This window comes from Aurantibrevibacter litoralis (assembly GCF_034651555.1).
In the GTDB taxonomy this organism is placed as follows: domain Bacteria; phylum Bacteroidota; class Bacteroidia; order Flavobacteriales; family Flavobacteriaceae; genus Aurantibrevibacter; species Aurantibrevibacter litoralis.
Map to the genome: position 1 here is coordinate 1 of NZ_JAYEEQ010000004.1, position 24547 is coordinate 24547.

The window sequence follows — 24547 nt, forward strand, 5'->3', positions numbered from 1 at the left end:
ACTTGCATGTGTTAGGCCTGCCGCTAGCGTTCATCCTGAGCCAGGATCAAACTCTTCATCGTTAATTCTTAAATAATATCTAATTACTCAAAAACTACCAAAATATCCCGCTCATCGTCTCGATTTAATTTCTGTCTTTACAATATGTCAAATGAACTTATCTATTCCTTCACCCCAAACATCTCTGCCTTAAAGCGGGTGCAAATATAATATCGTTTTTTTAATTCTTAAGCCTTTTTACAAGCTTTTTTTTATTAGCACAAATCACAAATCACAACAACTTGGAAAACACCTTTTTAGAACGTTATGTTTCTTGAGGTGAATAAAAATATTTCTTCTAATAAAAAATTTCTTGAAACTGACTATCCCCGAGACAAGCCATAGGGGTATACTTCTACTGCGCTCAGTACGGGTTTCGCTAGTTTCATTTTGGCCTTTGGGCCAAAAACCGAAATGTTGTATTATACCTCACCCGGAACTGCAAAAAGGCAGTTCCGATCGCACGAAAGGAGCGATAAATAGGAAACCCCGACCCAAGGGTCGGGGAATCTTTAGATTGAAGCTTAAATGTATCGAAACGCTTCAACTGTGTCCATCGTGCTAATAGTATTCGCCAAAACTAATTTACTCCGTTTCATTCTCAATTAAATTGAGGCATTCCGCACTCTTCACTTTCGGCAGGAACCCAACTAATAGCTATAACACTTTTCAAAATAACACCTTAACTCCTTCGCATTGTTGGCAAACCTTATCCGTATTCCATTAAATCGCACCTCATACTTAAAATGATACCTTATATATATTGCCGACCTCAATAGTACATCCTATATTTGCACTCCTATTGCCAAAAAAATATGATCAATATTACCTTACCTGACGGAACGATCCGGAATTACGAAAATGGGACTACCCCAATGGACATTGCCAAGAGCATTAGTGAAGGCTTAGCTCGAAATGTGATTTCTGCTGCCTATAATGGCACTACCATTGAAACAACTACTCCCTTAACGCAGGACGGTTCTCTTGTTCTATATACATGGAACGACGCTGAAGGAAAAAAAGCATTTTGGCATTCTAGCTCTCATGTGGTGGCGCAAGTGCTGGAAGAGAAATATCCCGGCGTAAAACTCACCATTGGCCCTGCTATAGAAAATGGATTTTATTATGATGTAGATTTAGGTGCACATTCTCTTTCTGAAAAGGATTTTCCGGAAATTGAAAAAAGAGCCTTAGAAATTGCGAGAGCAAAACACGATTTTAGAATACACCCCGTGTCTAAAGCAGCAGCTTTAAAACTTTACCAATCGCAGGGCAATGAATATAAAATTGAACTAATAGAGAATCTCGAGGATGGCACTATAACCTTTTGCGACCACGATACCTTTACCGATTTATGTAGAGGCGGTCATCTTCCTAATACCGGTTTTATAAAGGCGATTAAAATTTTAAGTGTTGCCGGTGCTTACTGGCGAGGCGACGAAAAAAACAAACAGCTAACTCGGGTATATGGTATTTCGTTCCCAAAACAAAAAGAACTTACAGATTATTTGGCTCTTTTGGAAGAGGCAAAGAAAAGAGATCATCGCAAATTAGGTAAGGAATTAGAACTTTTCACCTTTTCTCAAAAAGTAGGACAAGGGCTACCTCTATGGCTACCAAAGGGTGCGGCATTGCGTGAACGTTTGGAGCAATTCCTTAAAAAAGCGCAAAAAAAAGCAGGCTACGAAATGGTAGTTACGCCTCACATAGGGCAAAAAGAACTTTATGTTACTTCCGGACATTATGCTAAATATGGAGCAGATAGCTTTCAGCCTATAAAAACGCCTAAAGAGGATGAAGAATTTTTGTTAAAACCAATGAATTGTCCGCATCACTGCGAAATATACAAAACCAAGCCCTTCAGTTATAAGGATTTACCCAAACGCTTCGCGGAATTTGGAACCGTATATCGCTACGAGCAAAGCGGGGAACTTCATGGGCTAACTCGCGTTAGAGGGTTTACCCAAGATGATGCCCACATATTCTGTACCCAAGAACAACTAGACCAGGAATTTAAAAATGTGATCGATTTGTCACTGTATGTCTTGCGATCTTTGGGCTTTGATAATTTTACGGCTCAGGTTTCGGTACGCGACTTGGAAAAACCGGAAAAATATATTGGCTCTATTGACAATTGGGAAAAGGCAGAAAATGCTATTATCAATGCTGCCCAAGAAAAAGGATTACGCTACAAAATCGTTTCCGGAGAAGCCGCCTTTTACGGCCCTAAATTGGATTTTATGGTAAAAGACGCACTAGGGAGGCATTGGCAGTTGGGTACTATTCAGGTAGATTACAATCTTCCGGAACGATTTGACCTAACCTATAAAGGGAGCGATAATGAGCTGCATAGACCGGTTATGATTCACAGGGCTCCCTTTGGTAGCATGGAACGATTTATAGCCCTTTTGTTAGAGCATTCGGGCGGTAATTTTCCATTATGGCTTACCCCGGAACAAGCCATCATCCTGCCTGTGAGCGAGAAACATGAAAAATATGCCGAAAAAGTTTTAAATTCACTGGAAAATAACGAAATTCGCGCCCTCGTAGATCGTAGGAATGAGACGGTTGGAAAAAAAATCCGAGAAGCAGAGATGAATAAAATTCCGTTTATGCTCATCGTCGGAGAGAACGAAGAATTAGAAAACACCATTTCTGTCCGAAAACATGGAGGTGAAGACATAGGATCTATTTCCATAACAGAATTTATAGACTTGGTTTCTAACGAAATAAAACGTACCTTAAAGTCGTTCTAAAAATAATGTTTAACTAAAAGATAAGGCCATAGCAATACGAAAAAGATTTAAACCTCAACCGAGGAGGGAAAATAAAAATCCCCACAACATCAATGAAAAAATAACGGCACCACAGGTAAGGCTCGTTGGTGACAACGTGGAAGTGGGCGTGTACTCCTTCAGAGATGCCATTACAAAAGCAGAGGAATTGGAGCTGGATTTGGTTGAAATTTCACCCAAAGCAGACCCACCGGTATGTAAAATAACGGATTACAAAAAATTCCTTTACGAGCAGAAAAAAAGGGAGAAAGTGATAAAGGCCAAGGCTACAAAGGTTATTGTAAAAGAAATACGCTTTGGTCCGCAAACCGATGACCACGATTACGAATTTAAAAAGAAGCACGCCGAAAAGTTTCTTAAGGAAGGTGCCAAGCTAAAGGCGTACGTCTTCTTTAAGGGACGATCTATCGTTTATAAAGACCAAGGAGAAATACTCTTGCTAAAATTGGCTTCTGAACTCGAAGATTTTGGTAAGGTAGAGCAGATGCCGCGATTGGAAGGAAAACGAATGACGATGTTCTTGGCTCCCAAAGCGAAAAAATAATACAAAGTTTCCCCGTTGTAAAAGCATATGGTTACTTCTTAGAACGAAGTACCTTAAAAATAGTAAGTGAGATAAACCCTAAAGCAGGAAAAGATGCCTAAAATGAAAACAAAATCCAGTGCTAAAAAGCGATTTAAGCTTACGGGTACCGGTAAAATTAAAAGAAAACACGCGTACAAAAGCCACATTCTTACAAAGAAATCGAACAAGCGTAAGTTAAAGTTAACACATTCTACGCTGGTACATGTGGCCGATGAAAATAGTGTGAAAGAACAGTTATGTTTAAAATAATTGTTCACAAAGGTAATTCATAATAACCCTGGAGTAAGGCAAAAAAAAGAGTTGAGAGTTAAAAGTTGAGAGTTTAGAGTTTAATAAAAACGCATCTCTACTCACTTTTAACAGCGTTGACCGCCTACTACAAAAAAAATTAAAAACTTATGCCTAGATCAGTAAATTCAGTTGCTTCAAGAGCACGAAGAAAAAAAGTAATGAAACAAGCCAAAGGATACTTTGGCCGACGTAAAAATGTTTGGACGGTAGCTAAGAATGCGGTTGAAAAAGCCATGTTATATGCCTACAGAGACCGAAGAAATAAGAAAAGGAATTTTCGTTCCTTATGGATAACCCGTATCAATGCGGGTGCCAGATTACATGGCTTGTCTTATTCGCAGTTTATGGGAAAAATAAAAGCCAACAATATTGAGTTGAACCGAAAGGTTTTGGCCGACTTGGCCATGAACCACCCGGTGGCGTTCAAAGCTATTGTTGACAAAATAAAATAGATTTACAAACCTATCTCACTTTATAAAAACCGATTCTTAAGAATCGGTTTTTTTTATTTTCGCTATGGCCGCCTTAAATTCTTCCCAATCAATTAGTTCGTCCCTGTTTTTGTCATATCCTGCGATGAGTTTTGAGGAAACAATCCCTCTTAGAAAACCACTTACTTCAGCCTCTTTAAGCAGTTTTATGATTTCCGCCTTGGATAGCTTTTGGTCGTTATCGGCATCAAAAAAATTAAAGGCTTCTTGTGGTGTTTCAAAATGATTGGTGATCAAAATCTGTAATTTGTTTAAAATAGACTCTTCTGCTGTCATAAGTATGGTATTTTAAAGCGAATGTATCACAATTTCTATAAAATCATCAAGCCGATATACGTGCTTATATATGTGCACTTTGTTCCTCTCTACGATGTACTCGGCCTGTCCAAAGCGTGTTTCCTTCTCGTCTAAATCCCAAAGACCGAAACCACCAAATTTCGCCCGGAAGCCCTATTTCTGTGTTCACACAAATATATGCCTTGCCAAATTCCCAAATTAAGTGCGCCATTAGTGATCGGTATCTGTACCGATACGCCCATTAAGGAGGACTTGATGTGCGCCGGCATGTCATCGGATCCCTCATAATTGTGAATATAATACGGTTCGTTTTCAGGCACCATAACGTTCATGTGGCTTTCAAAATCTTGGCGCACGGTAGGATCTGCGTTCTCATTTATGGTGATGCTCGCCGAAGTATGTTTTATAAAAACCTGAAGCGTCCCCATTGTAAACGTTTTCAATTCCGGTAAAGCCCGCACTATCTTGTCGGTAATAACATGGAATCCTCGGGGGTATGCCGGTAACGTAATTTCATTTTGGTAGTATCGCATCGTACACGAAAAATAGTGCAATAATTTGGCCTAAAATAAGCTAAACTTCCTATAACTACAAGCTAATTTCGATCTGTATCGTATACCTTTGCCCCCTTAATTGCTATAGTATGGATTTTTCAAAAATAAAGATGGTCGTTAGCGATATGGACGGCACCTTACTGAACTCGAAACACGAGGTGAGTTCACAGTTTTTTCGACTGTTCTACGAGCTTCAAAAACGCAACATTTTATTTGTAGCTGCCAGTGGCAGACAATATAACAGTATCGTAGATAAGTTACATCCCATAAAAGATGACATCATCATCATTGCAGAAAACGGGGGCTTTGCCAAGCACCGCAATGAAGAGCTTTTAGCTACCCCATTACCGACCAAACATACCACTACGGTTTTAGATATCTTAGAACAAATAGAAGGTGCATACCCGGTACTTTGCAGTAAATACAATGCTTTTGTTACTAATAAATCGCCCGAATTTGTGGCCAAATTACGAGAGTATTACAGTGCGTTTGAAATTGTAAATGCGTTGTCTGATTTTGATGGTGAAATTATGAAAATTGCGACCTACCACTTTGATAGCTCCGAAAAATTCCTATATCCTGCCGTGCAACAATTTGAAACGGAATTAAAAGTGAAGATTTCCGGGGAAAATTGGATGGATATCTCAGATATTAATGCTCATAAAGGCTTTGCGCTGCAAAAAATACAAAAACTACATGGGATACTCCCGGAAGAAACCATGGTCTTTGGCGATTATAATAATGACTTGGAAATGTTAGCCCAAGGGCATTTTAGCTTTGCCATGGAAAACGCGCATCCAAACGTACTGCAAGTTGCAAATTACCGTACCAGCAGCAATGATGCCTTTGGGGTGGAGCGCGTTTTGGAAAATTTAATTGCCCGTACCACAAACTAGGTTTTCTGCTTTTGTTTCTGTGCCGCAGGAAAAAGGACATTATTCAGGATTAGTCGATATCCCGGCGAATTGGGGTGTAATTCCAGTTCGGTTTTTGGGTCGCCCACCCGATGCTGGTAGTCTTCCGGATCGTGTCCGCCATAGAACGTAAAAAATCCCTTGCCTTTAATACCGTGAATGTAACGTGCCTCGCTATTGATTTTATTTTCGCCCAAAATTAATACCGTAGGCTTTACTTGATTGCGATCAAAGGCCGTTGTTTGCCCCATAAACCCTTTCACCAGCGCGGTATGGTTTTGGCAAAGCATGGTAGGGATGGGATCCCATTTGGCAGAAAAATCCATCAACGAAAAATAATCCATTTCCTTAGGAATGACATTCGCACGGCGCTCGGTCATGTCTATCGATGAGAATTCGTAGCGCATAGGGTTGCGCTCCAGCACAAAATCGGTAAAGGCAAAGGTATTGGCATAGTTCATTTTTGAAGCATAATCCGGATCGGAAGGATCCCCATCGAACATGGGTTCACAAATATCTACACCTTCTGCGGCTAGGGCAATGTCAAAACTATCGGTGGCAGAACACATGGCAAACATAAAACCGCCTCCAACCACATAATTCCTAATTTTTAATGCCACATCGCGTTTCGATTCTGACACCTTTTGATACCCCAGGCGGTTGGCCATAGCCTCTGCCTTTGCTTTAGTTTCTATATACCAAGGGGCGGCCCGGTAAGCGCCGTAAAATTTGCCATACTGTCCTGTAAAATCCTCGTGATGCAAGTGCAACCAATCATACAAAACCAACTGATCGGAAAGTACTTCTTCATCATAAATAGTTTCATACGGGATTTCTGCATAAGTAAGTACCATTGTTACGGCATCATCCCACGGAAGATTGTCCTTGGGAGAATAGACGGCAATTTTTGGCGCCTTTTCTAAAATTATAGCCTCCTGATTTTGCGAAGGGCTACTAATACCTTCTAACAATGTTCCCGTCTGCGCATCGGTTAAGATCTCGAATGTGACACCTCTAATTTGGCATTCTCTTCGAATTTGTTCCCCATCGGGTAATAGAAAAGAACCTCCTCGATAATTGAGCAACCATTGTACTTTTTGTTGTTTGGAAAGTACCCAATACGTGATACCGTAGGCTTTTAAATGATTTTTTTGGCTTTCGGCATCCATGGGTATTAATAAGGACGACGCCATGACCGATGTGGACAAAAACAATCCCAATACACCAAATACCACTACTATAGTACGTCTTACGTAGGGTGTACCTTTAGTGCATTCCGAATTTAAATGGCTATTTCTAAAGGGTTTAAAAAGGTACGTCATTATCATCCACCTCATCATTCATACTACTGCCAAAAGCCTGATTGGCATCTGGTAGATTTTTTGTTTTGAAGGGATTGTCTTCATTGGCATTCATCTTAGATTGAAACTCAAAAGGAGAATCAAAGTCTTCTAAATTATCAAATTTACCTAGATTACCAATAAACTTTAACCTAATATTATCCAAACCACCATTCCTGTGTTTGGCCACAATAAACTCGGCCTGCCCAGTAGTGGGCGATCGTTCTTCATCATCCCATTCATCAATCTTATAATACTCCGGCCGGTAAATAAAAGATACGATATCCGCATCTTGTTCTATAGCACCGGACTCCCTAAGATCGGACAAAATAGGTCGTTTGCTACCTCCTCGGGTTTCAACGGCTCGGGACAACTGAGAGAGTGCAATAATAGGCACATTAAGTTCCTTTGCCAAGGCTTTAAGGTTTCTGGAGATGGTAGAAATTTCCTGTTCCCGGTTTCCTCCTTTCTGACTGCCACCGGCGGTCATTAACTGCAAATAATCGATGATGATAAGCTTAATGCCGTGTTGCGAAGCCAATCTTCGCGCCTTGGCCCGTAAATCAAAAATAGACAGGGAAGGGGTATCGTCTATGAGTAAAGGGGCGCTTTCTAACGACTTTACTTTTACGCTGAGTTGTTGCCACTCGTGTTTCTCCAATTTTCCGGTTCTCAACTTCTCGGAAGAAAGTCCGGTTTCGGAAGAAATGAGTCGGGTTATAAGTTGCACGGAAGACATTTCTAAGGAAAAAAAGGCCACCGGAATATCCGAATTAACCGCCATGTTTCTGGCCATGGACAAGGTAAGTGCCGTTTTACCCATACCCGGACGGGCTGCCACAATGATAAGATCGCTAGGTTGCCAGCCCGAGGTTAGTTTATCTAGTTTGGTAAATCCGGAGGGCACGCCACTAAGCCCTTCTTTTTGAGCAATCTCCTCGATCCGTTTTTTGGCCTGAATCACTAAATTTTGTGCTGTCTCGGCAGAACGTTTTAAATTGCCTTGTGTAACCTCGTAGAGCTTGGATTCTGCACTGTCTAAAAGATCGAAAACATCTGTGGCATCTTCATAGGCATCTTCAATAATTTCATTCGAAATTTTGATAAGACTACGCTGAATAAATTTCTGTAGGATGATACGCGCATGAAACTCAATATGCGCAGAAGATGCTACTTTTTGAGTGAGTTTGATAAGGTAAAAATCGCCCCCACTAGACTCTAATCGTCCATCTTTCTTTAATTGCGAGGAAACGGTTAATAAATCGATAGGTTGCGAATTTTCAAAAAGTTTTATAATCGCCTCATAGATATAGCGGTGCGCATCCTTGTAAAAAGCTGTCGGATGTAAAATATCGATGACTTCATCGATTCCCTTTTTATCAATCATCATAGCGCCCAATACAACCTCTTCTAAATCAAGTGCTTGAGGTGGTATTTTTCCCCTTTCTAAGTTGATAATAGTGCTTCTATCTATTTTATGACCAATAACAGGACTTGTTTTTTCCATGGCTGCTAAAGTATACAATTAACCTTAAGGTAACTTAAAAAAGGGACATTACCATATCAACATTTCGCAAACAATTACAATGTTGATAAGTCTTAAAAACTGTTGATAACCAAAAAATCCAAAGTTGCCGGACTTTGGATTTTTTGTAGTGTTCTTAAAAAGTGTTTCTTATCCGTTGAACACACCCATATTAGCGTATTTGTCCATGCGCAATGCCACCAATTCGGTTGGTGATAACTTTTTTAATTCCTCGTAATGCGCTACAATTTTGTTTTTTACGATTTCGAAGGCCTTTTCTCTATTGGTATGTGCGCCTCCGATAGGTTCTCTAACGATTTCATCGATCAGTTTAAGTTTTTTCATATCGGTTGCCGTCAGCTTTAAGGCTTCGGCAGCCTGCTCTTTATACTCCCAACTACGCCATAAAATAGACGAACAAGATTCGGGCGAAATTACAGAATACCATGTGTTTTCGAGCATTAAAACCTTATCGCCTACCCCAATACCCAAAGCACCACCCGAGGCGCCTTCACCAATAATAACCACGATGATAGGAACCCTTAAGCGGGTCATTTCTAAAATATTACGGGCAATAGCCTCGCCTTGTCCGCGTTCTTCTGCTTCAATGCCGGGAAATGCACCGGGAGTATCGATTAGTGTAACTACGGGAATACCAAATTTCTCGGCAGATTTCATTAAACGTAAGGCTTTGCGATAGCCTTCTGGATTGGCCATTCCAAAATTGCGATATTGTCTTGTTTTGGTATTGTACCCTTTTTGTTGGCCAATAAACATGTACGTCTGATCGCCAATTTTTCCCAGACCGCCAATCATCGCTTTATCATCCTTTACATTGCGATCGCCATGCAATTCTAGAAAGGTATCGCCAAAAATAGCATTAAAATAATCTAACGTATACGGTCTGTTGGGGTGTCTGGAGAGCTGTACCCGCTGCCATGCTGTAAGATTTTTATAGATTTCTTTGCGCGTATCGTCCAGTTTTCGTTCTATCTGTTTGCAGGTTTCGGAGACATCCACATCGCTTTCTTTCCCAATGATCATGCATTTGTCCAATTGCTCTTCGAGTTCCTTTATAGGGAGTTCAAAATCCAAATATTCCATGCTTTTTTATAGGTTTAGCTAAGGTTATGATGGGCAAATATAAAACATTCATGCCGAACCTTTAGTAACCAACGGCTTTTTTAACCTTGATCTGTTTTTTATAATTCCACTGGCTACAACGGTGGTGAGGATAACCAAAGCTCCTATATAAAATAAGGGATTCATTTTTTCTGAATCGCCCAAAATTAGAAAAGCAAGTACAATACCGTATACAGGTTCCAGATTGGTGGTTAGCATAACGGTATACGGACTTATAAATCGCATGATTTTTACAGATGCAATAAACGCATAGGCCGTACAAATGGAGGCCAACAGAAAAATAAAAGTCCAATCGCTCATTGTAAGCGTAAAGAAATCGGCGCTGAATCTATTCTGGAATGCCAAGACAATGCTTAACACACACATACCACTACTCATTTCAAACAGAGCGATGATAGACGGTCTTTCTTGATGGATTAATTTACCATTTATCAAAGAAAAAACAGCTGCTAAAAATGCAGAAACTAGTGCCAGTAAGATACCGTAGGCATATTGTGTTTCCACTTTAAAAATGAGGAACAATGCGCCCATAACAATAAGACCAAAAACAATTTCGTATCCTATTAGTTTGCGTTTGTACCAAATAGGTTCTAACACGGCTGCAAATAGCGCACCGGTAGCCATAGTGGCTAGAGCAATAGACACATTAGATACCTTAATGGCTTCAAAAAAAGTAAGCCAATGCAATGCAATTATAAGACCTGCCACACCCATGGTACCCCATAACTTGCCGTTCCATTGCATTCGTATTCCCTTAAATACGATAAATAGAAAGATAAGTACGGCGGCCATACCCATTCTGTACCACACTAAGGAAAGTGCATTAATAGTTATTAATTTTCCCAATACAGCCGTAAAGCCCCAAATAAAAACAATGACATGGAGATGCAGGTAGTTTTTAAGTTTATCGTTTTGCATTTTGCAGTAAGTAAAACGCTAAAAAACCAAAGGCAATGTTGGGAATGAGTACTGCCAACGCGGGTGAGAAACCCGATTGCTGTGCCAAGGTACCAAAGACCTTATCAAAGAAAATAAAGATAAACGCCACTAAAATGCCAAATGCCAAATTAGTGCCCATGCCGCCTCTGCGCTTCACCGAAGACACGGCCACCGCAATTATGGTTAAAATAAAAGCGGTGACAGGCAGTGCCCAACGTTTGTATTTCACTAAAATATAGGTGTTTATATTTGATGCTCCTTTTCGTTTCTGATCTTCAATGAATGAATTGAGTTCGAACAGATTTTTGGTTTCAGCAATGTACGATACCGGGGTAAGATCATCTATCCGGAAATTAAAAATAGTATCTAACCTGTTTTTTGTTTCCATTATTTCAATACTATCTCTAAGCTTCCTTTTTTTGTAGGCCGTAAGCCGGTATACCGAGTCCTTTGGAATCCACCGAATGTTCGCTGCCGAAATTTTGAATTCTAAAACGTTTTGTTCGTTAAAATGTTCGTAGGTAAAATTATAGCCTATTTGCCGTGCGGGATCAAAACTGCTTACGTAGATATAATCGTTTTCATTTAACTGATTGTAAATATTGCTGGTAACCCTATCTTTTTTTCCTTTTTTTAAATAGGTATAAATAAATTCGTTAAAGCCTTTACTGGAATTTGGCACAATAAACATCCCCATAAAAAACATGAGTACCGCAATAATAGAAGCTCCTATTAGGTACGGTCTTAAAAAACGATTAAAAGAAACGCCGGAGCTCAAAATAGCGACAATTTCGGTATTGTTCGCCAATTTTGATGTAAAGAAAATAACAGACAGAAACAGAAAAATAGGAAACAACAGACTCCCAATATACACTGTAAAATGAAGATAATAGATCAAAATTTCATTTAATGGTGCTTCATTGGTAATCATCTTATCGATTTGCTCGGCCAAATTGGCCATGATACCAATGGGAATAAAAAGCATCAACATTACCGCAAAAGTAAGAAGATAGCGTTTTAATATATATTTGTCTATAATGGTCACCTTACAGCCTTTTGTCCATTTGTTGTACCATACTATTTTTCCAAGGGGTAAAATCTCCTGCTAAAATATGCTTTCTGGCCTCACGAACCAACCACATGTAGAAGCCAAGATTATGGATAGTTGCAATTTGCTTTCCCAAATATTCGTTGGCGGCAAATAGATGTTTTAAATATGCTTTGGAATATTCTCTGTCTACAAACGTAGTGCCGTTTTCATCTATAGGCGAAAAATCATCTTCCCATTTTTTATTTTTGATATTGATGGTGCCCTGCGCTGTAAATAACATCCCATTTCGCGCATTTCGGGTAGGCATGACACAATCGAACATATCTATGCCTAAGGCTATGTTCTCCAGAATATTTATGGGTGTACCTACTCCCATTAAATAGCGCGGTTTATCTTCGGGCAAAATTCCACAGACTACTTCGGTCATGGCATACATTTCTTCAGCGGGTTCCCCTACCGAAAGTCCACCAATAGCATTCCCCTCGGCTCCTGCATTGGCAATATATTCTGCAGATTGTATGCGCAATTCTTTATAGGTAGATCCCTGCACGATAGGGAAAAAAGTTTGTTGGTAATCGTAAATCAATGGTGTTTTCACTAAATGAGCCATACAACGGTCTAGCCACCGGTGTGTCATGTGCATAGATCGTTTGGCATAGGTATAGTCGCAGGGATACGGCGTACATTCATCAAACGCCATAATAATATCGGCACCAATGATACGCTGAATTTCCATCACGTTCTCTGGGGTAAACATATGATGAGAGCCATCGATATGCGATTTAAATTTTACGCCTTCTTCCTTTATTTTTCGATTGGCCGATAACGAATAAACCTGATATCCACCGCTATCGGTAAGAATATTCTTTTCCCATCCCATAAATTTATGGATACCTCCTGCCATTTGAAGAATATTGGTTTTGGGTCGTAAGTACAAATGGTAGGTATTTCCTAAAATTACATCGGGCTTTATCTCATCTTTCAATTCCCTCTGATGCACTCCCTTTACAGAGGCAGCAGTACCTACAGGCATAAAAATAGGGGTTTCTATGGTACCGTGATCGGTAGTTAAGGTGCCCGCACGGGCTTTACTTTGTGGATCTGTATGTTGTAAGATGTATTTCAAATCTATATTTAAAGCTGCAAATATAGGCAACTGAAAGGCACATCGTCCTTAACAAAAAAATAAAGTTAACCCACTACGAGTACTCCAAGAAAAAAATATCGCAAATCATTCTTGTGTACCCAAAAGTTTGAGGTTACTTTTGGAGTACTAAAAATTTAGAGACACATGTCAAAATTGGAAGCATTAGAGGATTTGGTAACACAAGTCCGAAGGGATATTTTACGAATGGTGCACAAAGTGAATTCCGGACATCCCGGTGCATCTTTAGGTTGTACCGAATTTTTTGTAGCCTTGTATAACGAGGTATTAGAACTACAACCTGAGTTTGAAATGGACGGTATTGGAGAAGACCTCTTTTTTCTCTCTAACGGGCATATTTCACCTGTATTTTATAGCGTACTGGCCCGCAAAGGCTATTTCCCGATAGAAGAATTGAATACATTTCGTTTGATAGATTCCAGATTACAGGGGCACCCTACCACCCATGAAGGCCTCCCGGGCGTTCGTGTGGCTTCGGGTTCTCTGGGGCAAGGGATGTCTGTGGCCATAGGTGCCGCGTTGGCGAAAAAATTGAACCAAGATACGCATTTGGTGTACAGTTTGCACGGAGATGGAGAATTGCAAGAAGGACAAAATTGGGAAGCCATTATGTATGCCGCCGGAAGAAAAGTGGATAACCTCATTGCTACCATCGACTACAACGGTCAGCAAATAGATGGTGCTACTAATGATGTATTGCCTATGGGCGACTTAAAACTGAAGTTTGAAGCTTTTGGTTGGGATGTTGTGGATGTAAAAGAAGGCAACGATCTAAAAGCGATCTTAGAGGGTCTAAAAGAGGCTAAAAATAAAACAGGACAAGGAAAACCGGTGTGTGTGTTACTACATACCGTAATGGGTCACGGGGTCGATTTTATGATGCATACCCACGCTTGGCACGGGAAGGCACCGAACGACGAACAATTGGCCAATGCCTTAGGGCAGAATCCCGAAACCTTGGGAGATTATTAATAAAAATTTGCGCCGTTTTATAATTCGGTTAAAAAAAATAGGAATATAAACCTGAAAAGTACACGATGACAACATATACAGATCAAGGAAAAAACGATACACGAAGTGGTTTTGGTGCCGGATTGGCCGAACTAGGCAGGACGCATCCCAATGTGGTAGCCCTATGTGCCGATTTGGTAGGCTCTTTAAAAATGGAAAAATTTATTGAAGAAAATCCGGAACGTTTTTTTCAAATAGGAATAGCCGAAGCCAATATGATGGGCATCGCTGCCGGACTTACCATTGGCGGTAAAATACCGTTTACGGGTACCTTTGCCAATTTTTCTACGGGACGCGTTTATGACCAAATACGCCAATCTATAGCGTATTCTGATAAGAATGTAAAAATATGCGCCTCTCATGCCGGATTAACGCTGGGTGAAGATGGTGCTACCCACCAAATATTGGAAGATATTGGCCTCATGAAAATGCTTCCGGGCATGACGGTGATTAATCCTTGCGACTACAACCAAACGAAAGCAGCTACTATTGCCATTGCCGATCATCACGGTCCGGTGTACCTCCGTTTCGGACGACCTAAAGTGGCTAATTTCACCCCTGTAGATCAGAAATTTGAAATTGGAAAGGCATTGATGCTTAATGAGGGAAGCGACGTTACCATTATCGCCACAGGCCATTTGGTTTGGGAAGCCCTAATTGCTGCCGAAAATTTAGAAAAACAAGGTGTTTCTGCGGAAGTCATCAATATACACACCATTAAACCTTTGGACCGTGAAGCCGTGTTAAAGTCTGTTAAAAAAACAGGCTGTGTGGTTACTGCTGAAGAACACAATTATCTTGGTGGTTTGGGCGAGAGTATTGCCGGATTGCTGGCAATGCAACACCCTACCCCACAAGAATTTGTGGCTACCATGGACACTTTTGGCGAAAGTGGCACCCCCGAAGAACTTATGGAGAAATACAAGTTGAACAATAAAGCCATATCAGAGGCCGTTTTGAAGGTGTTAAAACGAAAATAGACCTTTTAGTGTCTGTTTTCACAAAAAATGAGACACCATGAAAAAAACACTTCTTACAATGGCACTTGCCTTTATTGGCATGGCCGCAATGGCACAAAGCGGTTCCGGATTTGGTATTAAGGCGGGACTAAACTACAACCAGAACGGGGATTTACGATTCCAAGATATTCAGAATGCCGGACAGGATTTAATTCGCGGATCTGATGGTAAAGTAGGTTTCCATGTAGGCTTTTTTGGCAAAGTAGATTTGATTAAATTCTATCTGCGTCCGGAGCTGGTTTTTACACAAACAAAAAGTAGTTACGAACTTAACGGTACCAGCAATGAATACGACGTTTCCAAACTAGACTTACCCCTCTTATTTGGGTTCAAAGTCATTGGTCCGGTACATATTTTTGCAGGGCCGGCCTTTCAGTATACCTTAAATAATGATTTGGATGATTTTAGCGTAGACGATGTAAAAAATGATTTTACTGTGGGTCTCAACATTGGTGCCGGCGTAAATTTAGGTAGAATTGGTTTGGACGTACGTTACGAACGCGGTTTTTCGGAAAATGAAGCCAATTTTATAGACCGTAATGTAACCTCCGTATCCGGAAGGGTAGATTCCAGACCATCGCAGGTTATTTTTGCCTTATCATTGATGCTTTAAGTAAAATAAAAAAAAGGGCTAATTCATTAGAATTAGCCCTTTTTTTATGATTTTTAGAAACAACAGGTGTCATCCAAATAATCCGGAATACCATTACCATTGGTGTCCGGAAAGGTGATAGAACCATCCGGATTAATGATGATCTCATCGCGTGTTGGTATGCCATCACCATCATCATCGGGATCGGCATGATTGGGCGTAAACGGTATAAAACGTCGCCTCTCCAAATCGGCATCTGTATTGTCATCATTTAAGTTCCCGTTACCGTTAAGATCTTCTAAAACCGAAGGAATACCATCATTATCAAAATCGGTATTTTCTACATAAAGACCTACATCTAACTTAAAAATTAGCGGATCGTAAGCGCCAATAAGCACGGTCGGTGGACTATTAAAATAGCCCATACCGGAGGGAAAAATAACCAATCCTATTCCTGTGTTCTCAATGGCCGTGGTACCATCATTATTTACAATAATACCATTCCCAACTTTAAAACTAGCCACACCGTTGTAAAAGCCCGTTAAAAATCCAGGCAGATATAACCAGTTAAAATTTGTGGTGCCGTCGAACACTGAACCATCTAACAAGGAGCCTTCAAAACGCACAAATGTGGAATCGGCCACCGTTGGAATTCCGCCGGCGCCATCGCGAGCTTTAAGAATGTAATATCTATGTAAAATATCATCCTCTTCCTCTAGACCATTAAAAGCGGAGGAGGACACACTAAACGTTTTGGTTTCCACCTGATCTATCAACGGCGTTTTCCCTGCATTGTCCCCTTCTATGGTGTCCAGTTTTATGGTAAAATCGAAACCCGCCGGAGGATTCGCAAATTCTTCATAGTTGTAGAAATGCGTTTGTAGGTATGCTCTAATGGCAACATCATTCTCTACCGCCACTTCACTTAATAGCCTGGGCGGTGTAATGGTTCCTGAAACACCATCGTCCTTTTTGCACGAACTACACAGCACCGAAAGCAATAGTATAAAGGGAACCCATCTTTTCAAAATCATCTTGCGCTTCTTTTTAAGGGGGCAAGATACAATTTTCCCTTATTTTTGTAGAAATCGTTAACAAACATTTTGAATTGTTTATGAGAATAGACAAATATCTTTGGTGCACCCGCTATTATAAAACGAGGAATATGGCTTCTGAGGCCTGTAAAAAAGGCCATATCCGGGTAAACACACTTGCAGCAAAACCGTCTAAAGAAGTGTACCCTACCGATACGGTGGTAGTACGCAAAGATCAAATTAACCATGAGCTTGTGGTGCTGGAATTACCTGATAATAGAGTTTCTGCCAAATTGGTAGATCTGTATCGTAAAAACACCACCGCAGCGGAGGCTTTTGAGCATTTAGCGCTGGTAAAACAAGCCAAAGAACACTACCGCAAAAAAGGAACGGGACGGCCTACCAAGAAAGATCGGCGGGATATTCAGGAATATACCGCACCATCTTCAGAAAACAAAGATGACGTTGCATAATGGATGGTGTGGTTGTACATAAGGAGGTAACACAAACTAGGTGTAAGGAAGTATGCCTCTATTGGTTGATTGTGTATCTTTGATTTTTGAAACAACAGGCCATGGAGAACAAAATTCTAAACCATATAGAAATTCAATACAAAATAAACCGTATTGCGTACCAAATCTACGAGAGTAATGTGGAAGAAACTGAAATTTATGTGGCAGGAATAGATGGTGGGGGACTTCAATTTGCAAAAAAAATACAAGAAGTACTTCAAAAAATAACCGAAGCACGCATTATTTTATGCACGGTCTATATGGACAAGAAAAATCCGTTGCGGAGTGGGGTTTCTACGTCTATACCCGAAAAAGAGTACACAAATAAATCGGTGGTTTTGATAGATGATGTTTTAAATTCGGGTTCTACATTAATTTACGGAGTACATCATTTTCTAAAAACACCACTTAAGCAGTTAAAAACGGCGGTGCTGGTCAATAGGAATCACAAAAAATACCCGGTTAAGGCCGATTTTAAAGGTATTTCCTTATCCACTTCCTTACAAGAACACATTAAAGTAGTATTTAGTGCTAAAAATGATGCCGTGTATTTAGAGTAGTATTTCCGCAATTTCCTGAGCAATAGTGTCGATACTTTTTTGCTGGCACGCAATGGTGTGCGTAGCCTTTGAGTAAAATAAATTTCGCTCAAAAAGGTGTTTCCCAATAAATTCGGGCAATTCTTCATCCGGTATATGCTTAATAAGCGGCCTATGCTCCTTTTCCATGGAAAGTCGTCTTACAAGTGCCGGAATGGGAACCTGCAAATAAACCACATGATCTGCATGTTGTAGTATGTAATCCATATTGCCGCTGTAGCAAGGCGTACCCCCGCCTGTGGATACGATAAAATTATCGTTTCTTGATAGAATTTCCGCTAAAACCTGACGTTCGTGCTTTCTAAAAAACAACTCGCCTTTACTCTGAAATATGTCCGGAATCTTGATACCAAGGGAGTTTTCTATAGCATCATCCAAATCTAAAAAGCGCATTCCGGTACGTTTGGCCACTGCATTACCAATGGCACTTTTTCCACTTCCCATATACCCAACCAGCACTATTTTCATATGTATATTGTTATTTTTTTTAGCGGTTAGTTGTACCCTTTTGTGATTAAAATAATCATTGCCCAATATGTTTAAGGGTTATTTTGGTCTTATCAATTCCTTTAGCTTCCTTATTTCGAAGTCATTTTAGATTAAATTCTGCGGTAAAACCTCTAGACCTTCGAAACTAAATCCGTTTAGAAGCGGTAAAAATGAGTCAAATTTATCGGAATTCAAAAAAAAAGAAAATTATGCAAAAAACGCCTTGTTAACTAAATTATAGATACTATATTTGCAGCCGCTAACAAGGAAACGGCGTTGCTATAGGAAACCCGATGAACGACCTGGTAGCTCAGCTGGTAGAGCATCTCCCTTTTAAGGAGAGGGTCCTGGGTTCGAATCCCAGCCAGGTCACTTAAGGAGGTATTAAAAAACATTGAAATTCTGTAAAACTTATGATAATGAGAATTTTACATATTTTTTAATATCATTCCATTCGATTTGTTATCCGATCTAAGGTTCGCAAATCGACAACAAAAGTTAACCGTGTCAACATCTGTTGACACGGTAAATTTTTAAAGAACATAAAGTATAGTTGATTTGACTTTCGTCTCACTGAATGTTTAATCGTTTAAGACGACAACTATGCAAAATTCAAACACCTTTTCAATCCTTTTCTGGATTTACACGGCTCGTGCTAAAAATAACCAATGTAAAATTTATGTGCGGATAACAGTAAATGGAAAGCGCACCAACCTGAGCCTCAACAGAAGTATAGACCCAGACTCATGGGATTCAGCACGGCAGCGGGTAAATGGGAATTCCGAAATCACCCGTCAAATTAACACCCTTTTGGATCTGGTTCATTCGCAAATCCTTGCAGCCTACAATGAACTAAGTTTTAGTGGAAAATTAGTTACCGCTGAATTAATCCGGGCTAAATTCCTAAATCAAAGCGACGATGGAAAAACGCTATTGGATATCATTGACTATCACGCAAAAAAAATTGAAAACACCTTAGCCAAAGGTTCCATCCGGAATTTTGGTGTATCTGAAGGGTACCTAAAACGGTTTCTTTCCCAAAAACTGAAAACACCCAATGTGTATTTATCCGAACTGAACTACAAGTTCATCTGCGATTACGAAAGTTTTCTGCACGGTTACTGGCCTAAGGGCCACCCCAAGGCCATGGGCAACAATACCGTGATGAAGCACATCCAGCGTTTGCGAAAGATAACGACCCTTGCCTATCATTTGGAGTGGATAGAGCGAGACCCCTTTGTGCGTTGGAAACCCTCCTTTGAGAAAAATGATCGGGAATTTCTTTCGGAACATGAATTGTCCGATTTGGTCGGGTATCCCTTTCCCATAGAACGTTTGGAACGCGCAAGGGATATCTTTGTGTTCAGTTGTTACACCGGAATCGCTTATGCGGATTTAGTCTGTTTGACCAAGGACAACATTGTCCGTGGCATTGATGGCGATTATTGGATTATGGCAAAACGCACAAAAACGAAAACGCCATTTAAAATTCCCTTGTTACCAAAAGCCCAGGAATTAATTGAGAAGTATGACGGGCATCCAATAACCTGTATATCGGGAACACTTTTTCCTTCCATTACGAATCAAAAACTAAATCTCTACCTCAAGGAAATTGCAGATGCCTGTGGGATCGCAAAAAACCTGACCTTCCATATGGCAAGACATACATTTGCCACTACGGTTACTTTGACGAACGGGGTGCCTATAGAAACTGTTTCTAAACTATTGGGGCATACCAAATTGGCGACGACCCAAATCTACGCCAGGGTTATTGATAGAAAAGTAAGCGAGGATATGGCCGTGTTGAGGCAAAAACTTGCCAAGCCCATTAGCCACAAAAGAAGGTGATTGTTGTGAAACCGGGGTATTGATCTAGGGTATGATAATGCTTTTGTAATTTGGCAAGGCCAAGTTTTAAACACTACTTGGATTCGCCGGGATCACTCTGTGAAGTACATAAGCAGGCAAAATAACCGCTCAACCAACCACAATTCCAAAGCAAGAATCGAATTGATCTACGCCCTCCATTATGCCAGAGTCATCAAAGACGGCAAGTCGGACATCCAGGAGATCGCCCTTAGCCTACAGCAATTGTTCAGTTTTGATCTGGGGGATTTCTATAAGACGTTCAATGAGATTAAGGCCCGAAAAAAAGGCAGAACCAAGTTTCTGGACGACCTGGCTATGGGATTGATCACCCAATTGGACAAAGAGGATCGATAGGCCTATTATTGCATTTTTATGGGCAAGTCCAAATGTTAAAAAAAGACCGTACTCGGACGACCTCCGGTGTTTTTGAAAATCGGCGTGTTTTTAGGTTCATTTTCTTCATAATCTCCCTTTTTTGTCGTTGGGTAGCCCCTAAATACCTGTAAAATAGACCAAAATTAATTATGTTAAAATTTGACCGGAGGTCGGTCATCTCCTGATTTTTATTGCAGGAAAACCTTCAGTTTTGTCCCAGAAAGTCAAATCATGATCGGAGCCACCATGCTAAAAAAGACGAACCAATGGTGGCTCCTTTCTTTAAAAACTAGAATTATGCCAGCACATCCGATTACCTCTGATGATCTCCGGGAGTTTAAATTGGAACTCCTTGAAGCCATACAAAAACTGCTCACCGATCCCGTATCGGGTGGCACCAAAAAATACCTGAAATCCGGGGAAGTGATGAAGCTGCTCCAGATCAGTGCCAGCACCTTGCAGACCCTCCGGATCAATGGCACGCTTCCCTACTCCAAAATGGGCGGTACCCTTTTCTATGCCGTGGACGATATCGAAAGAATCATGCAGGATAACAAAATTCAACATTCGTATTAATTGCTCTATGAATTACATTAAACACCTCAATGCGGTCTTTGTACGGTTTGTAAAGGATCCCCGTCTGAACCCTACCCATGTCAGCCTGTACATGGCACTTTTCCAATATTGGAACATACAGAACTTTCCGGAGCGGGTCTTTGTCAGCCGGGACTATATCATGCAAATGAGCAAGATTGGTTCACTGGCCACCTACCATCGTTGCCTGAAAAACCTCCATGACTGGAGCTACCTTCATTATATGCCCTCTCATAACCCCTATCAGGGCAGTCAGGTGAGGATGCTCAAATTCGGCACAAGCTCTGAACAAGTGCCAAACAAGTTAGAAACAAGTACTGAACAAGCATTAGTACCTAATATAAACCTATACAAACCTTTAAGAAACTTAAATAAACTAAACACACACACTATGGAAAATGAGGTTGCTTTATTTTTTAAAGAAAAAAAATGGCCTGCTGTTGAAGGAAAAAAATTCTTTCACCACTATTCCAGTTTAGATTGGACGCTCAATGGAACGACCATCATCACCAACTGGAAGGCACTGGCCGAAAAATGGATGATCAATGGCATTCGCATCCATGAGCCTAAAACAGTAAAGCCGATTAAAGACCATCTCCGAACCGTAAAAAACAAAGATTATGGAAAACCCCTCTAGGATCGAGGAAGGCGGGGTGGTGTATACCCTGGCAGACGTGATTGGTGGAAAATTAATATACAACTTTCCAAGGATTTTGCGCTTTCTGGATGTTAAAGGGAAAAAATTGTTTGGCTCCGATTTTAAGATTCATGCCGAAGACCATAAAATACTGTTGAAGCTGGCCAATTATTTTATCCGGGACGAAGAGCGGTGTCGGGAAAACGGCCTTGACATTCACAAAGGGCTTTTGTTGAGCGGTCCGGTGGGCTGTGGCAAAACCAGCTTTATGCGCCTCTTGCGGTATATTGTGCCACACCAACGACCCTACGAGGTTATTCCCAGTAGGAACATCGCCTTTGCCTTTAACCATCTTGGCTATAAGGTCATTGAGGATTACGGGCAGAATGGCTCCTACTGTTTTGACGATTTGGGTGTAGAACCCACCGGCCGATTTTATGGTAAGGATTGCAATGTCATGGGCGAAATCCTTATTTCACGGCACGATTTGTTTATTAAACACAACCTAAAAACCCATGCCACCACCAACCTCAATGCCGAGGAACTGGAGGATCTTTATGGTAACCGGGTACGGAGCCGCATGCGGGAATTGTTTAATCTGGTGGCTTTTGATGCAGATACCAAGGATAAAAGGAGGTGAAATTTTGGTTCGCCTTGTTTCAATTTATAGGTATTGGAATCAATCGATTTTACAACTTCATTTTTATATACCTTGTCCCTGTTTTGATTGAAAAAATGTTCTTGTTCTGATTTAGGAACACCTTCATTTTCCTTTTCCAAATAGGCCACAAAATCCGCTACGCTTTGTGCATAGCCAGTTGTTAGTTTTTGTGCTGTGATGGTGATGTACATTAGGTTGATTATTGAATTGATTTTTTGATGGATTCCAATTGTTCTTCCGTAAGGTTCAGTTTGAAATAAGGCTTCCCAAAATTGTTCCGGACGATAACGACGTTTTCTATTACAATTTTGATACTGTCCTTGTGGGCGGTCAATTCCTTTTTCAGTTCCAGGGCCTCCATCCGCAATTTGATGGTCTGTAACTTTGTGTCTTGAGAGGTATCATTTCCATGCTCCGGCTTTCGTTCTAACCACAGTTCCTGTTTGGGCCACGGGGCTTCTTCGAAAAGCAACTGCATCATAGCAAGAATTGGTTTAGTTTGTGTCTTTTCTATATTTTTAATAATGGACACAAGACCATTTACCCGCTTTTTTATAAGGTACTCGAGCGTCTGGATTTTTGGTCCTAAAGACTCATTGGGAGATACGCCATTGTCTTCGAAAAATTCGAGCATCATCAATAATGTTGCGGATTGAGTCTTCGACATTGCTCTGCTATACTGACGAAACTTTACTGCTACAGCACTTTGAATACTGACGCTCTCGTACTGCTGTTTTCTAGGTTTTTCTTTCATTTTCCGTGAAAAAATTGCCGTTTTTATTGGGCTGACAGCGTTTTTCCGTGAAAAGTCCGCCCAAAACGTGATTTTTAATATTTCTAGTTACCGCATAAAATATTGATTATAAATATTTTAAAACAAAAATGAAAAACTGTAACCCCGCTCTGCGGGTTACCCTCTTGCTTTTCATTTTACGTCCGTCAAAGGCGGACAAAAATTTCAAACAACCAGGCCTTGCCCTGTTGCTTTTTTTGAAACCAAAGATTCCGTATTTGTTGTTTTGTGATGGGTATTGTTTCCGGCGAAAGTCAAATAGTGGGAAAACAATACAAATAAAATGTGCTGCGTATCAGCATGGAAAAGATACGATTATTTTTTTTTCTTAGGGAAGATTTTTCTCTTTTAGTCCGTCTAAAAACAAAAAAATGCACTACCAAAATAGCGCATCCGTTATTGTGTTTTGTGTGCCTAGTTCATACCCGAAATTCATAGGTATAGGTATAGAGATTCCGTTGGGCTTCTTCCTCCACTAATGCATCAAAATTCAGGCAATTGGTTTTTGCATAGTTTCGAATAGCTTCTCCAAATTTGCGTTCCACGTCCCTGATAGATTGCTGCAGCAATCGCTTTTGGGTTTCCTCACTGAGATCAGAATAATTTAGCTGTATCATAAGACCTGTTTTAAGGGTTAATACTCGCTTGGAAGTAATAAAGTATCATCCACAAAATAGAGCCGTAATTGCTCTAGTGGAAAATCGGTAGCGGCATACCTTTGTTCAAAAAGAATATTCCCATTCCCGTCGCTGTAGGTCACTATCGCTTCACATTCGTTTCGAATAGCTTCATCCCCCAAAAAGCGTTGTACATCAATGGTTATAAAATAAGAATGGTCTTGCAGACTTTTTGCCACTATGGAAGCATCGGTTAACAACCAATAGCATTTTGCACGTGCTGCCAAATACTGTATTCCCTCCGTATATTTGGTTTTACAATGGGGGTGACTGTAAATAACCTGTGACCCGTTAAATTGGTTCAGTCCGGCTTTGATTTCATTTGCTAGTGTTTCCATATGATTATGATTTAAAGAGGTTATAGTAGGGTCACATTTTGATTATTCATCCCATTAAAAAGTGATTTACTTATGCTATCCGTAGCGATTTCCCTGCCTGCGGCAGGCAGGCCCTTTTTGCTTTTTTTGTTGTCTCGCTTCCTTTTTAATGTGTAAGATTGATTTCATTCGATTCTATTTCGATGTACTTCCGCTAGTGCCTTCGCTGATACCCTTT

Annotated in this window: 29 protein-coding genes, 1 tRNA gene and 1 rRNA gene; 16 read left to right on the forward strand and 15 right to left on the reverse strand. The window is 40.4% G+C overall.

Annotated elements, in window-relative coordinates; genetic code table 11:
* A 16S ribosomal RNA gene (locus U1E44_RS04865) occupies positions 1-62 on the reverse strand; the annotation flags it as partial.
* 792 nt (positions 63-854) lie between these two features.
* Between U1E44_RS04865 and thrS the strand changes: the two genes are divergently transcribed.
* From thrS to rplT, 4 genes are all read left to right on the forward strand, one after another.
* Complete coding sequence (gene thrS / locus U1E44_RS04870; protein ID WP_322929930.1) at positions 855-2795, forward strand: threonine--tRNA ligase; 1941 nt, start codon at positions 855-857, stop codon at positions 2793-2795.
* 34 nt (positions 2796-2829) lie between these two features.
* The gene (infC, locus tag U1E44_RS04875; protein ID WP_322930117.1) at positions 2830-3378 is read left to right on the forward strand and encodes a translation initiation factor IF-3; all 549 of its coding nucleotides are present in this window, start codon (positions 2830-2832) and stop codon (positions 3376-3378) included.
* A 93-nt stretch (positions 3379-3471) separates the two neighbouring features.
* Positions 3472-3669, forward strand: a complete 198-nt coding sequence (rpmI, locus tag U1E44_RS04880; RefSeq protein WP_323673850.1) for a 50S ribosomal protein L35 — start codon at positions 3472-3474, stop codon at positions 3667-3669.
* 149 nt (positions 3670-3818) lie between these two features.
* Positions 3819-4163 carry a 50S ribosomal protein L20 gene (gene rplT / locus U1E44_RS04885; protein WP_322929932.1) on the forward strand — a complete coding sequence of 115 codons (345 nt, stop codon included), beginning with the start codon at positions 3819-3821 and terminating at the stop codon, positions 4161-4163.
* A gap of 36 nt (positions 4164-4199) precedes the next feature.
* Here the strand turns inward: rplT and U1E44_RS04890 are convergent, their stop codons facing one another.
* Together U1E44_RS04890 and U1E44_RS04895 are read right to left on the reverse strand one after the other, a co-directional pair.
* Positions 4200-4478, reverse strand: coding sequence for an EF-hand domain-containing protein (locus U1E44_RS04890; protein WP_322929933.1), 279 nt, complete (start codon positions 4476-4478; stop codon positions 4200-4202).
* A gap of 131 nt (positions 4479-4609) precedes the next feature.
* Positions 4610-5032, reverse strand: coding sequence for a secondary thiamine-phosphate synthase enzyme YjbQ (locus U1E44_RS04895; protein WP_322929934.1), 423 nt, complete (start codon positions 5030-5032; stop codon positions 4610-4612).
* A 110-nt stretch (positions 5033-5142) separates the two neighbouring features.
* Here U1E44_RS04895 and U1E44_RS04900 point away from each other — a divergent pair, with 110 nt between their 5' ends.
* On the forward strand, positions 5143-5949 hold the full coding sequence (locus U1E44_RS04900) for an HAD family hydrolase (protein ID WP_322929935.1): 807 nt from the start codon (positions 5143-5145) through the stop codon (positions 5947-5949).
* Here U1E44_RS04900 and U1E44_RS04905 read toward each other — a convergent pair.
* From U1E44_RS04905 to tgt, 6 genes are all read right to left on the reverse strand, one after another.
* On the reverse strand, positions 5946-7160 hold the full coding sequence (locus U1E44_RS04905; protein WP_323673852.1) for an asparagine synthetase B: 1215 nt from the start codon (positions 7158-7160) through the stop codon (positions 5946-5948). The two genes, U1E44_RS04900 and U1E44_RS04905, sit on opposite strands and share 4 nt — an antisense overlap.
* Before the next feature lie 112 nt (positions 7161-7272).
* Positions 7273-8814, reverse strand: a complete 1542-nt coding sequence (gene dnaB, locus U1E44_RS04910) for a replicative DNA helicase (RefSeq protein WP_322929937.1) — start codon at positions 8812-8814, stop codon at positions 7273-7275.
* Between the two features lie 168 nt (positions 8815-8982).
* Entirely contained in the window at positions 8983-9936 is a 954-nt protein-coding gene (locus U1E44_RS04915) for an acetyl-CoA carboxylase carboxyltransferase subunit alpha (protein WP_322929938.1), read from the reverse strand.
* A gap of 48 nt (positions 9937-9984) precedes the next feature.
* Positions 9985-10893, reverse strand: coding sequence for a DMT family transporter (locus U1E44_RS04920; protein ID WP_322929939.1), 909 nt, complete (start codon positions 10891-10893; stop codon positions 9985-9987).
* On the reverse strand, positions 10880-11959 hold the full coding sequence (locus U1E44_RS04925; protein WP_322929940.1) for an LptF/LptG family permease: 1080 nt from the start codon (positions 11957-11959) through the stop codon (positions 10880-10882). The genes U1E44_RS04920 and U1E44_RS04925 overlap by 14 nt, the downstream gene beginning before the upstream one ends.
* Before the next feature lies 1 nt (position 11960).
* Entirely contained in the window at positions 11961-13091 is a 1131-nt protein-coding gene (gene tgt / locus U1E44_RS04930) for a tRNA guanosine(34) transglycosylase Tgt (protein ID WP_322929941.1), read from the reverse strand.
* Between the two features lie 165 nt (positions 13092-13256).
* Here tgt and U1E44_RS04935 point away from each other — a divergent pair, with 165 nt between their 5' ends.
* The 3 genes from U1E44_RS04935 (at position 13257) to U1E44_RS04945 (ending at position 15773) form a co-directional block, all read left to right on the forward strand.
* The gene (locus U1E44_RS04935; RefSeq protein ID WP_322929942.1) at positions 13257-14102 is read left to right on the forward strand and encodes a transketolase; all 846 of its coding nucleotides are present in this window, start codon (positions 13257-13259) and stop codon (positions 14100-14102) included.
* A 65-nt stretch (positions 14103-14167) separates the two neighbouring features.
* Positions 14168-15121 carry a transketolase family protein gene (locus U1E44_RS04940; protein ID WP_322929943.1) on the forward strand — a complete coding sequence of 318 codons (954 nt, stop codon included), beginning with the start codon at positions 14168-14170 and terminating at the stop codon, positions 15119-15121.
* 37 nt (positions 15122-15158) lie between these two features.
* Positions 15159-15773 carry an outer membrane beta-barrel protein gene (locus tag U1E44_RS04945; RefSeq protein WP_322929944.1) on the forward strand — a complete coding sequence of 205 codons (615 nt, stop codon included), beginning with the start codon at positions 15159-15161 and terminating at the stop codon, positions 15771-15773.
* A 53-nt stretch (positions 15774-15826) separates the two neighbouring features.
* On the opposite strand, the gene U1E44_RS04950 is transcribed toward U1E44_RS04945, so the two are convergent.
* Positions 15827-16786 (reverse strand): FKBP-type peptidyl-prolyl cis-trans isomerase, encoded by a 960-nt coding sequence (locus U1E44_RS04950; RefSeq protein WP_322929945.1) that lies wholly within the window; start codon positions 16784-16786, stop codon positions 15827-15829.
* A gap of 80 nt (positions 16787-16866) precedes the next feature.
* On the opposite strand from U1E44_RS04950, the gene U1E44_RS04955 reads away from it, so the two are divergent.
* Both U1E44_RS04955 and U1E44_RS04960 read left to right on the forward strand, forming a co-directional pair.
* Entirely contained in the window at positions 16867-17259 is a 393-nt protein-coding gene (locus U1E44_RS04955; protein ID WP_322929946.1) for an RNA-binding S4 domain-containing protein, read from the forward strand.
* Between the two features lie 101 nt (positions 17260-17360).
* Positions 17361-17858: a phosphoribosyltransferase family protein gene (locus U1E44_RS04960; RefSeq protein WP_322929947.1), complete on the forward strand. Its 498-nt coding sequence runs from the start codon at positions 17361-17363 to the stop codon at positions 17856-17858.
* Here the strand turns inward: U1E44_RS04960 and U1E44_RS04965 are convergent.
* Positions 17850-18365, reverse strand: a complete 516-nt coding sequence (locus U1E44_RS04965) for a shikimate kinase (RefSeq protein ID WP_322929948.1) — start codon at positions 18363-18365, stop codon at positions 17850-17852. The genes U1E44_RS04960 and U1E44_RS04965 overlap by 9 nt on opposite strands.
* Positions 18366-18685: 320 nt before the next feature.
* On the opposite strand from U1E44_RS04965, the gene U1E44_RS04970 reads away from it, so the two are divergent.
* The 6 genes from U1E44_RS04970 to U1E44_RS04995 all read left to right on the forward strand — a co-directional run bounded on the left by U1E44_RS04970 (position 18686) and on the right by U1E44_RS04995 (position 22501).
* A tRNA-Lys gene (locus U1E44_RS04970) sits at positions 18686-18758 on the forward strand.
* Positions 18759-18989: 231 nt separating this feature from the next.
* Complete coding sequence (locus U1E44_RS04975; protein ID WP_322929949.1) at positions 18990-20234, forward strand: site-specific integrase; 1245 nt, start codon at positions 18990-18992, stop codon at positions 20232-20234.
* 99 nt (positions 20235-20333) lie between these two features.
* Positions 20334-20609 (forward strand): RteC domain-containing protein, encoded by a 276-nt coding sequence (locus U1E44_RS04980; protein ID WP_322929950.1) that lies wholly within the window; start codon positions 20334-20336, stop codon positions 20607-20609.
* A 318-nt stretch (positions 20610-20927) separates the two neighbouring features.
* The gene (locus U1E44_RS04985) at positions 20928-21206 is read left to right on the forward strand and encodes a helix-turn-helix domain-containing protein (RefSeq protein WP_323673853.1); all 279 of its coding nucleotides are present in this window, start codon (positions 20928-20930) and stop codon (positions 21204-21206) included.
* Between the two features lie 7 nt (positions 21207-21213).
* On the forward strand, positions 21214-21861 hold the full coding sequence (locus tag U1E44_RS04990; protein ID WP_322929952.1) for a hypothetical protein: 648 nt from the start codon (positions 21214-21216) through the stop codon (positions 21859-21861).
* On the forward strand, positions 21845-22501 hold the full coding sequence (locus tag U1E44_RS04995; RefSeq protein ID WP_322929953.1) for a hypothetical protein: 657 nt from the start codon (positions 21845-21847) through the stop codon (positions 22499-22501). The genes U1E44_RS04990 and U1E44_RS04995 overlap by 17 nt, the downstream gene beginning before the upstream one ends.
* Here U1E44_RS04995 and U1E44_RS16755 read toward each other — a convergent pair.
* The 4 genes from U1E44_RS16755 to U1E44_RS05010 all read right to left on the reverse strand — a co-directional run bounded on the left by U1E44_RS16755 (position 22417) and on the right by U1E44_RS05010 (position 24330).
* Complete coding sequence (locus U1E44_RS16755; RefSeq protein ID WP_323673851.1) at positions 22417-22713, reverse strand: DUF5712 family protein; 297 nt, start codon at positions 22711-22713, stop codon at positions 22417-22419. The two genes, U1E44_RS04995 and U1E44_RS16755, sit on opposite strands and share 85 nt — an antisense overlap.
* 8 nt (positions 22714-22721) lie before the next feature.
* Complete coding sequence (locus U1E44_RS05000; protein WP_322929954.1) at positions 22722-23276, reverse strand: BfmA/BtgA family mobilization protein; 555 nt, start codon at positions 23274-23276, stop codon at positions 22722-22724.
* Positions 23277-23734: 458 nt separating this feature from the next.
* The gene (locus U1E44_RS05005; RefSeq protein WP_322929955.1) at positions 23735-23932 is read right to left on the reverse strand and encodes a hypothetical protein; all 198 of its coding nucleotides are present in this window, start codon (positions 23930-23932) and stop codon (positions 23735-23737) included.
* Positions 23933-23949: 17 nt separating this feature from the next.
* On the reverse strand, positions 23950-24330 hold the full coding sequence (locus tag U1E44_RS05010; RefSeq protein WP_322929956.1) for a DUF6876 family protein: 381 nt from the start codon (positions 24328-24330) through the stop codon (positions 23950-23952).
* Positions 24331-24547: the final 217 nt, after the last annotated feature.

What these genes read in the sequence shown, in the direction of transcription:
- thrS (WP_322929930.1), top strand. Translation starts at nt 855, where the DNA reads ATGATCAATATTACCTTACCTGACGGAACGATCCGGAATTACGAAAAT.
- rpmI (WP_323673850.1), top strand. Translation starts at nt 3,472, where the DNA reads ATGCCTAAAATGAAAACAAAATCCAGTGCTAAAAAGCGATTTAAGCTT.
- rplT (WP_322929932.1), top strand. Translation starts at nt 3,819, where the DNA reads ATGCCTAGATCAGTAAATTCAGTTGCTTCAAGAGCACGAAGAAAAAAA.
- U1E44_RS04890 (WP_322929933.1), bottom strand. Translation starts at nt 4,478, where the DNA reads ATGACAGCAGAAGAGTCTATTTTAAACAAATTACAGATTTTGATCACC.
- U1E44_RS04895 (WP_322929934.1), bottom strand. Translation starts at nt 5,032, where the DNA reads ATGCGATACTACCAAAATGAAATTACGTTACCGGCATACCCCCGAGGA.
- U1E44_RS04900 (WP_322929935.1), top strand. Translation starts at nt 5,143, where the DNA reads ATGGATTTTTCAAAAATAAAGATGGTCGTTAGCGATATGGACGGCACC.
- U1E44_RS04905 (WP_323673852.1), bottom strand. Translation starts at nt 7,160, where the DNA reads ATGGCGTCGTCCTTATTAATACCCATGGATGCCGAAAGCCAAAAAAAT.
- dnaB (WP_322929937.1), bottom strand. Translation starts at nt 8,814, where the DNA reads ATGGAAAAAACAAGTCCTGTTATTGGTCATAAAATAGATAGAAGCACT.
- U1E44_RS04915 (WP_322929938.1), bottom strand. Translation starts at nt 9,936, where the DNA reads ATGGAATATTTGGATTTTGAACTCCCTATAAAGGAACTCGAAGAGCAA.
- U1E44_RS04920 (WP_322929939.1), bottom strand. Translation starts at nt 10,893, where the DNA reads ATGCAAAACGATAAACTTAAAAACTACCTGCATCTCCATGTCATTGTT.
- U1E44_RS04935 (WP_322929942.1), top strand. Translation starts at nt 13,257, where the DNA reads ATGTCAAAATTGGAAGCATTAGAGGATTTGGTAACACAAGTCCGAAGG.
- U1E44_RS04940 (WP_322929943.1), top strand. Translation starts at nt 14,168, where the DNA reads ATGACAACATATACAGATCAAGGAAAAAACGATACACGAAGTGGTTTT.
- U1E44_RS04945 (WP_322929944.1), top strand. Translation starts at nt 15,159, where the DNA reads ATGAAAAAAACACTTCTTACAATGGCACTTGCCTTTATTGGCATGGCC.
- U1E44_RS04950 (WP_322929945.1), bottom strand. Translation starts at nt 16,786, where the DNA reads ATGATTTTGAAAAGATGGGTTCCCTTTATACTATTGCTTTCGGTGCTG.
- U1E44_RS04955 (WP_322929946.1), top strand. Translation starts at nt 16,867, where the DNA reads ATGAGAATAGACAAATATCTTTGGTGCACCCGCTATTATAAAACGAGG.
- U1E44_RS04960 (WP_322929947.1), top strand. Translation starts at nt 17,361, where the DNA reads ATGGAGAACAAAATTCTAAACCATATAGAAATTCAATACAAAATAAAC.
- U1E44_RS04965 (WP_322929948.1), bottom strand. Translation starts at nt 18,365, where the DNA reads ATGAAAATAGTGCTGGTTGGGTATATGGGAAGTGGAAAAAGTGCCATT.
- U1E44_RS04975 (WP_322929949.1), top strand. Translation starts at nt 18,990, where the DNA reads ATGCAAAATTCAAACACCTTTTCAATCCTTTTCTGGATTTACACGGCT.
- U1E44_RS04985 (WP_323673853.1), top strand. Translation starts at nt 20,928, where the DNA reads ATGCCAGCACATCCGATTACCTCTGATGATCTCCGGGAGTTTAAATTG.
- U1E44_RS04990 (WP_322929952.1), top strand. Translation starts at nt 21,214, where the DNA reads ATGAATTACATTAAACACCTCAATGCGGTCTTTGTACGGTTTGTAAAG.
- U1E44_RS04995 (WP_322929953.1), top strand. Translation starts at nt 21,845, where the DNA reads ATGGAAAACCCCTCTAGGATCGAGGAAGGCGGGGTGGTGTATACCCTG.
- U1E44_RS16755 (WP_323673851.1), bottom strand. Translation starts at nt 22,713, where the DNA reads ATGTACATCACCATCACAGCACAAAAACTAACAACTGGCTATGCACAA.
- U1E44_RS05000 (WP_322929954.1), bottom strand. Translation starts at nt 23,276, where the DNA reads ATGAAAGAAAAACCTAGAAAACAGCAGTACGAGAGCGTCAGTATTCAA.
- U1E44_RS05005 (WP_322929955.1), bottom strand. Translation starts at nt 23,932, where the DNA reads ATGATACAGCTAAATTATTCTGATCTCAGTGAGGAAACCCAAAAGCGA.
- U1E44_RS05010 (WP_322929956.1), bottom strand. Translation starts at nt 24,330, where the DNA reads ATGGAAACACTAGCAAATGAAATCAAAGCCGGACTGAACCAATTTAAC.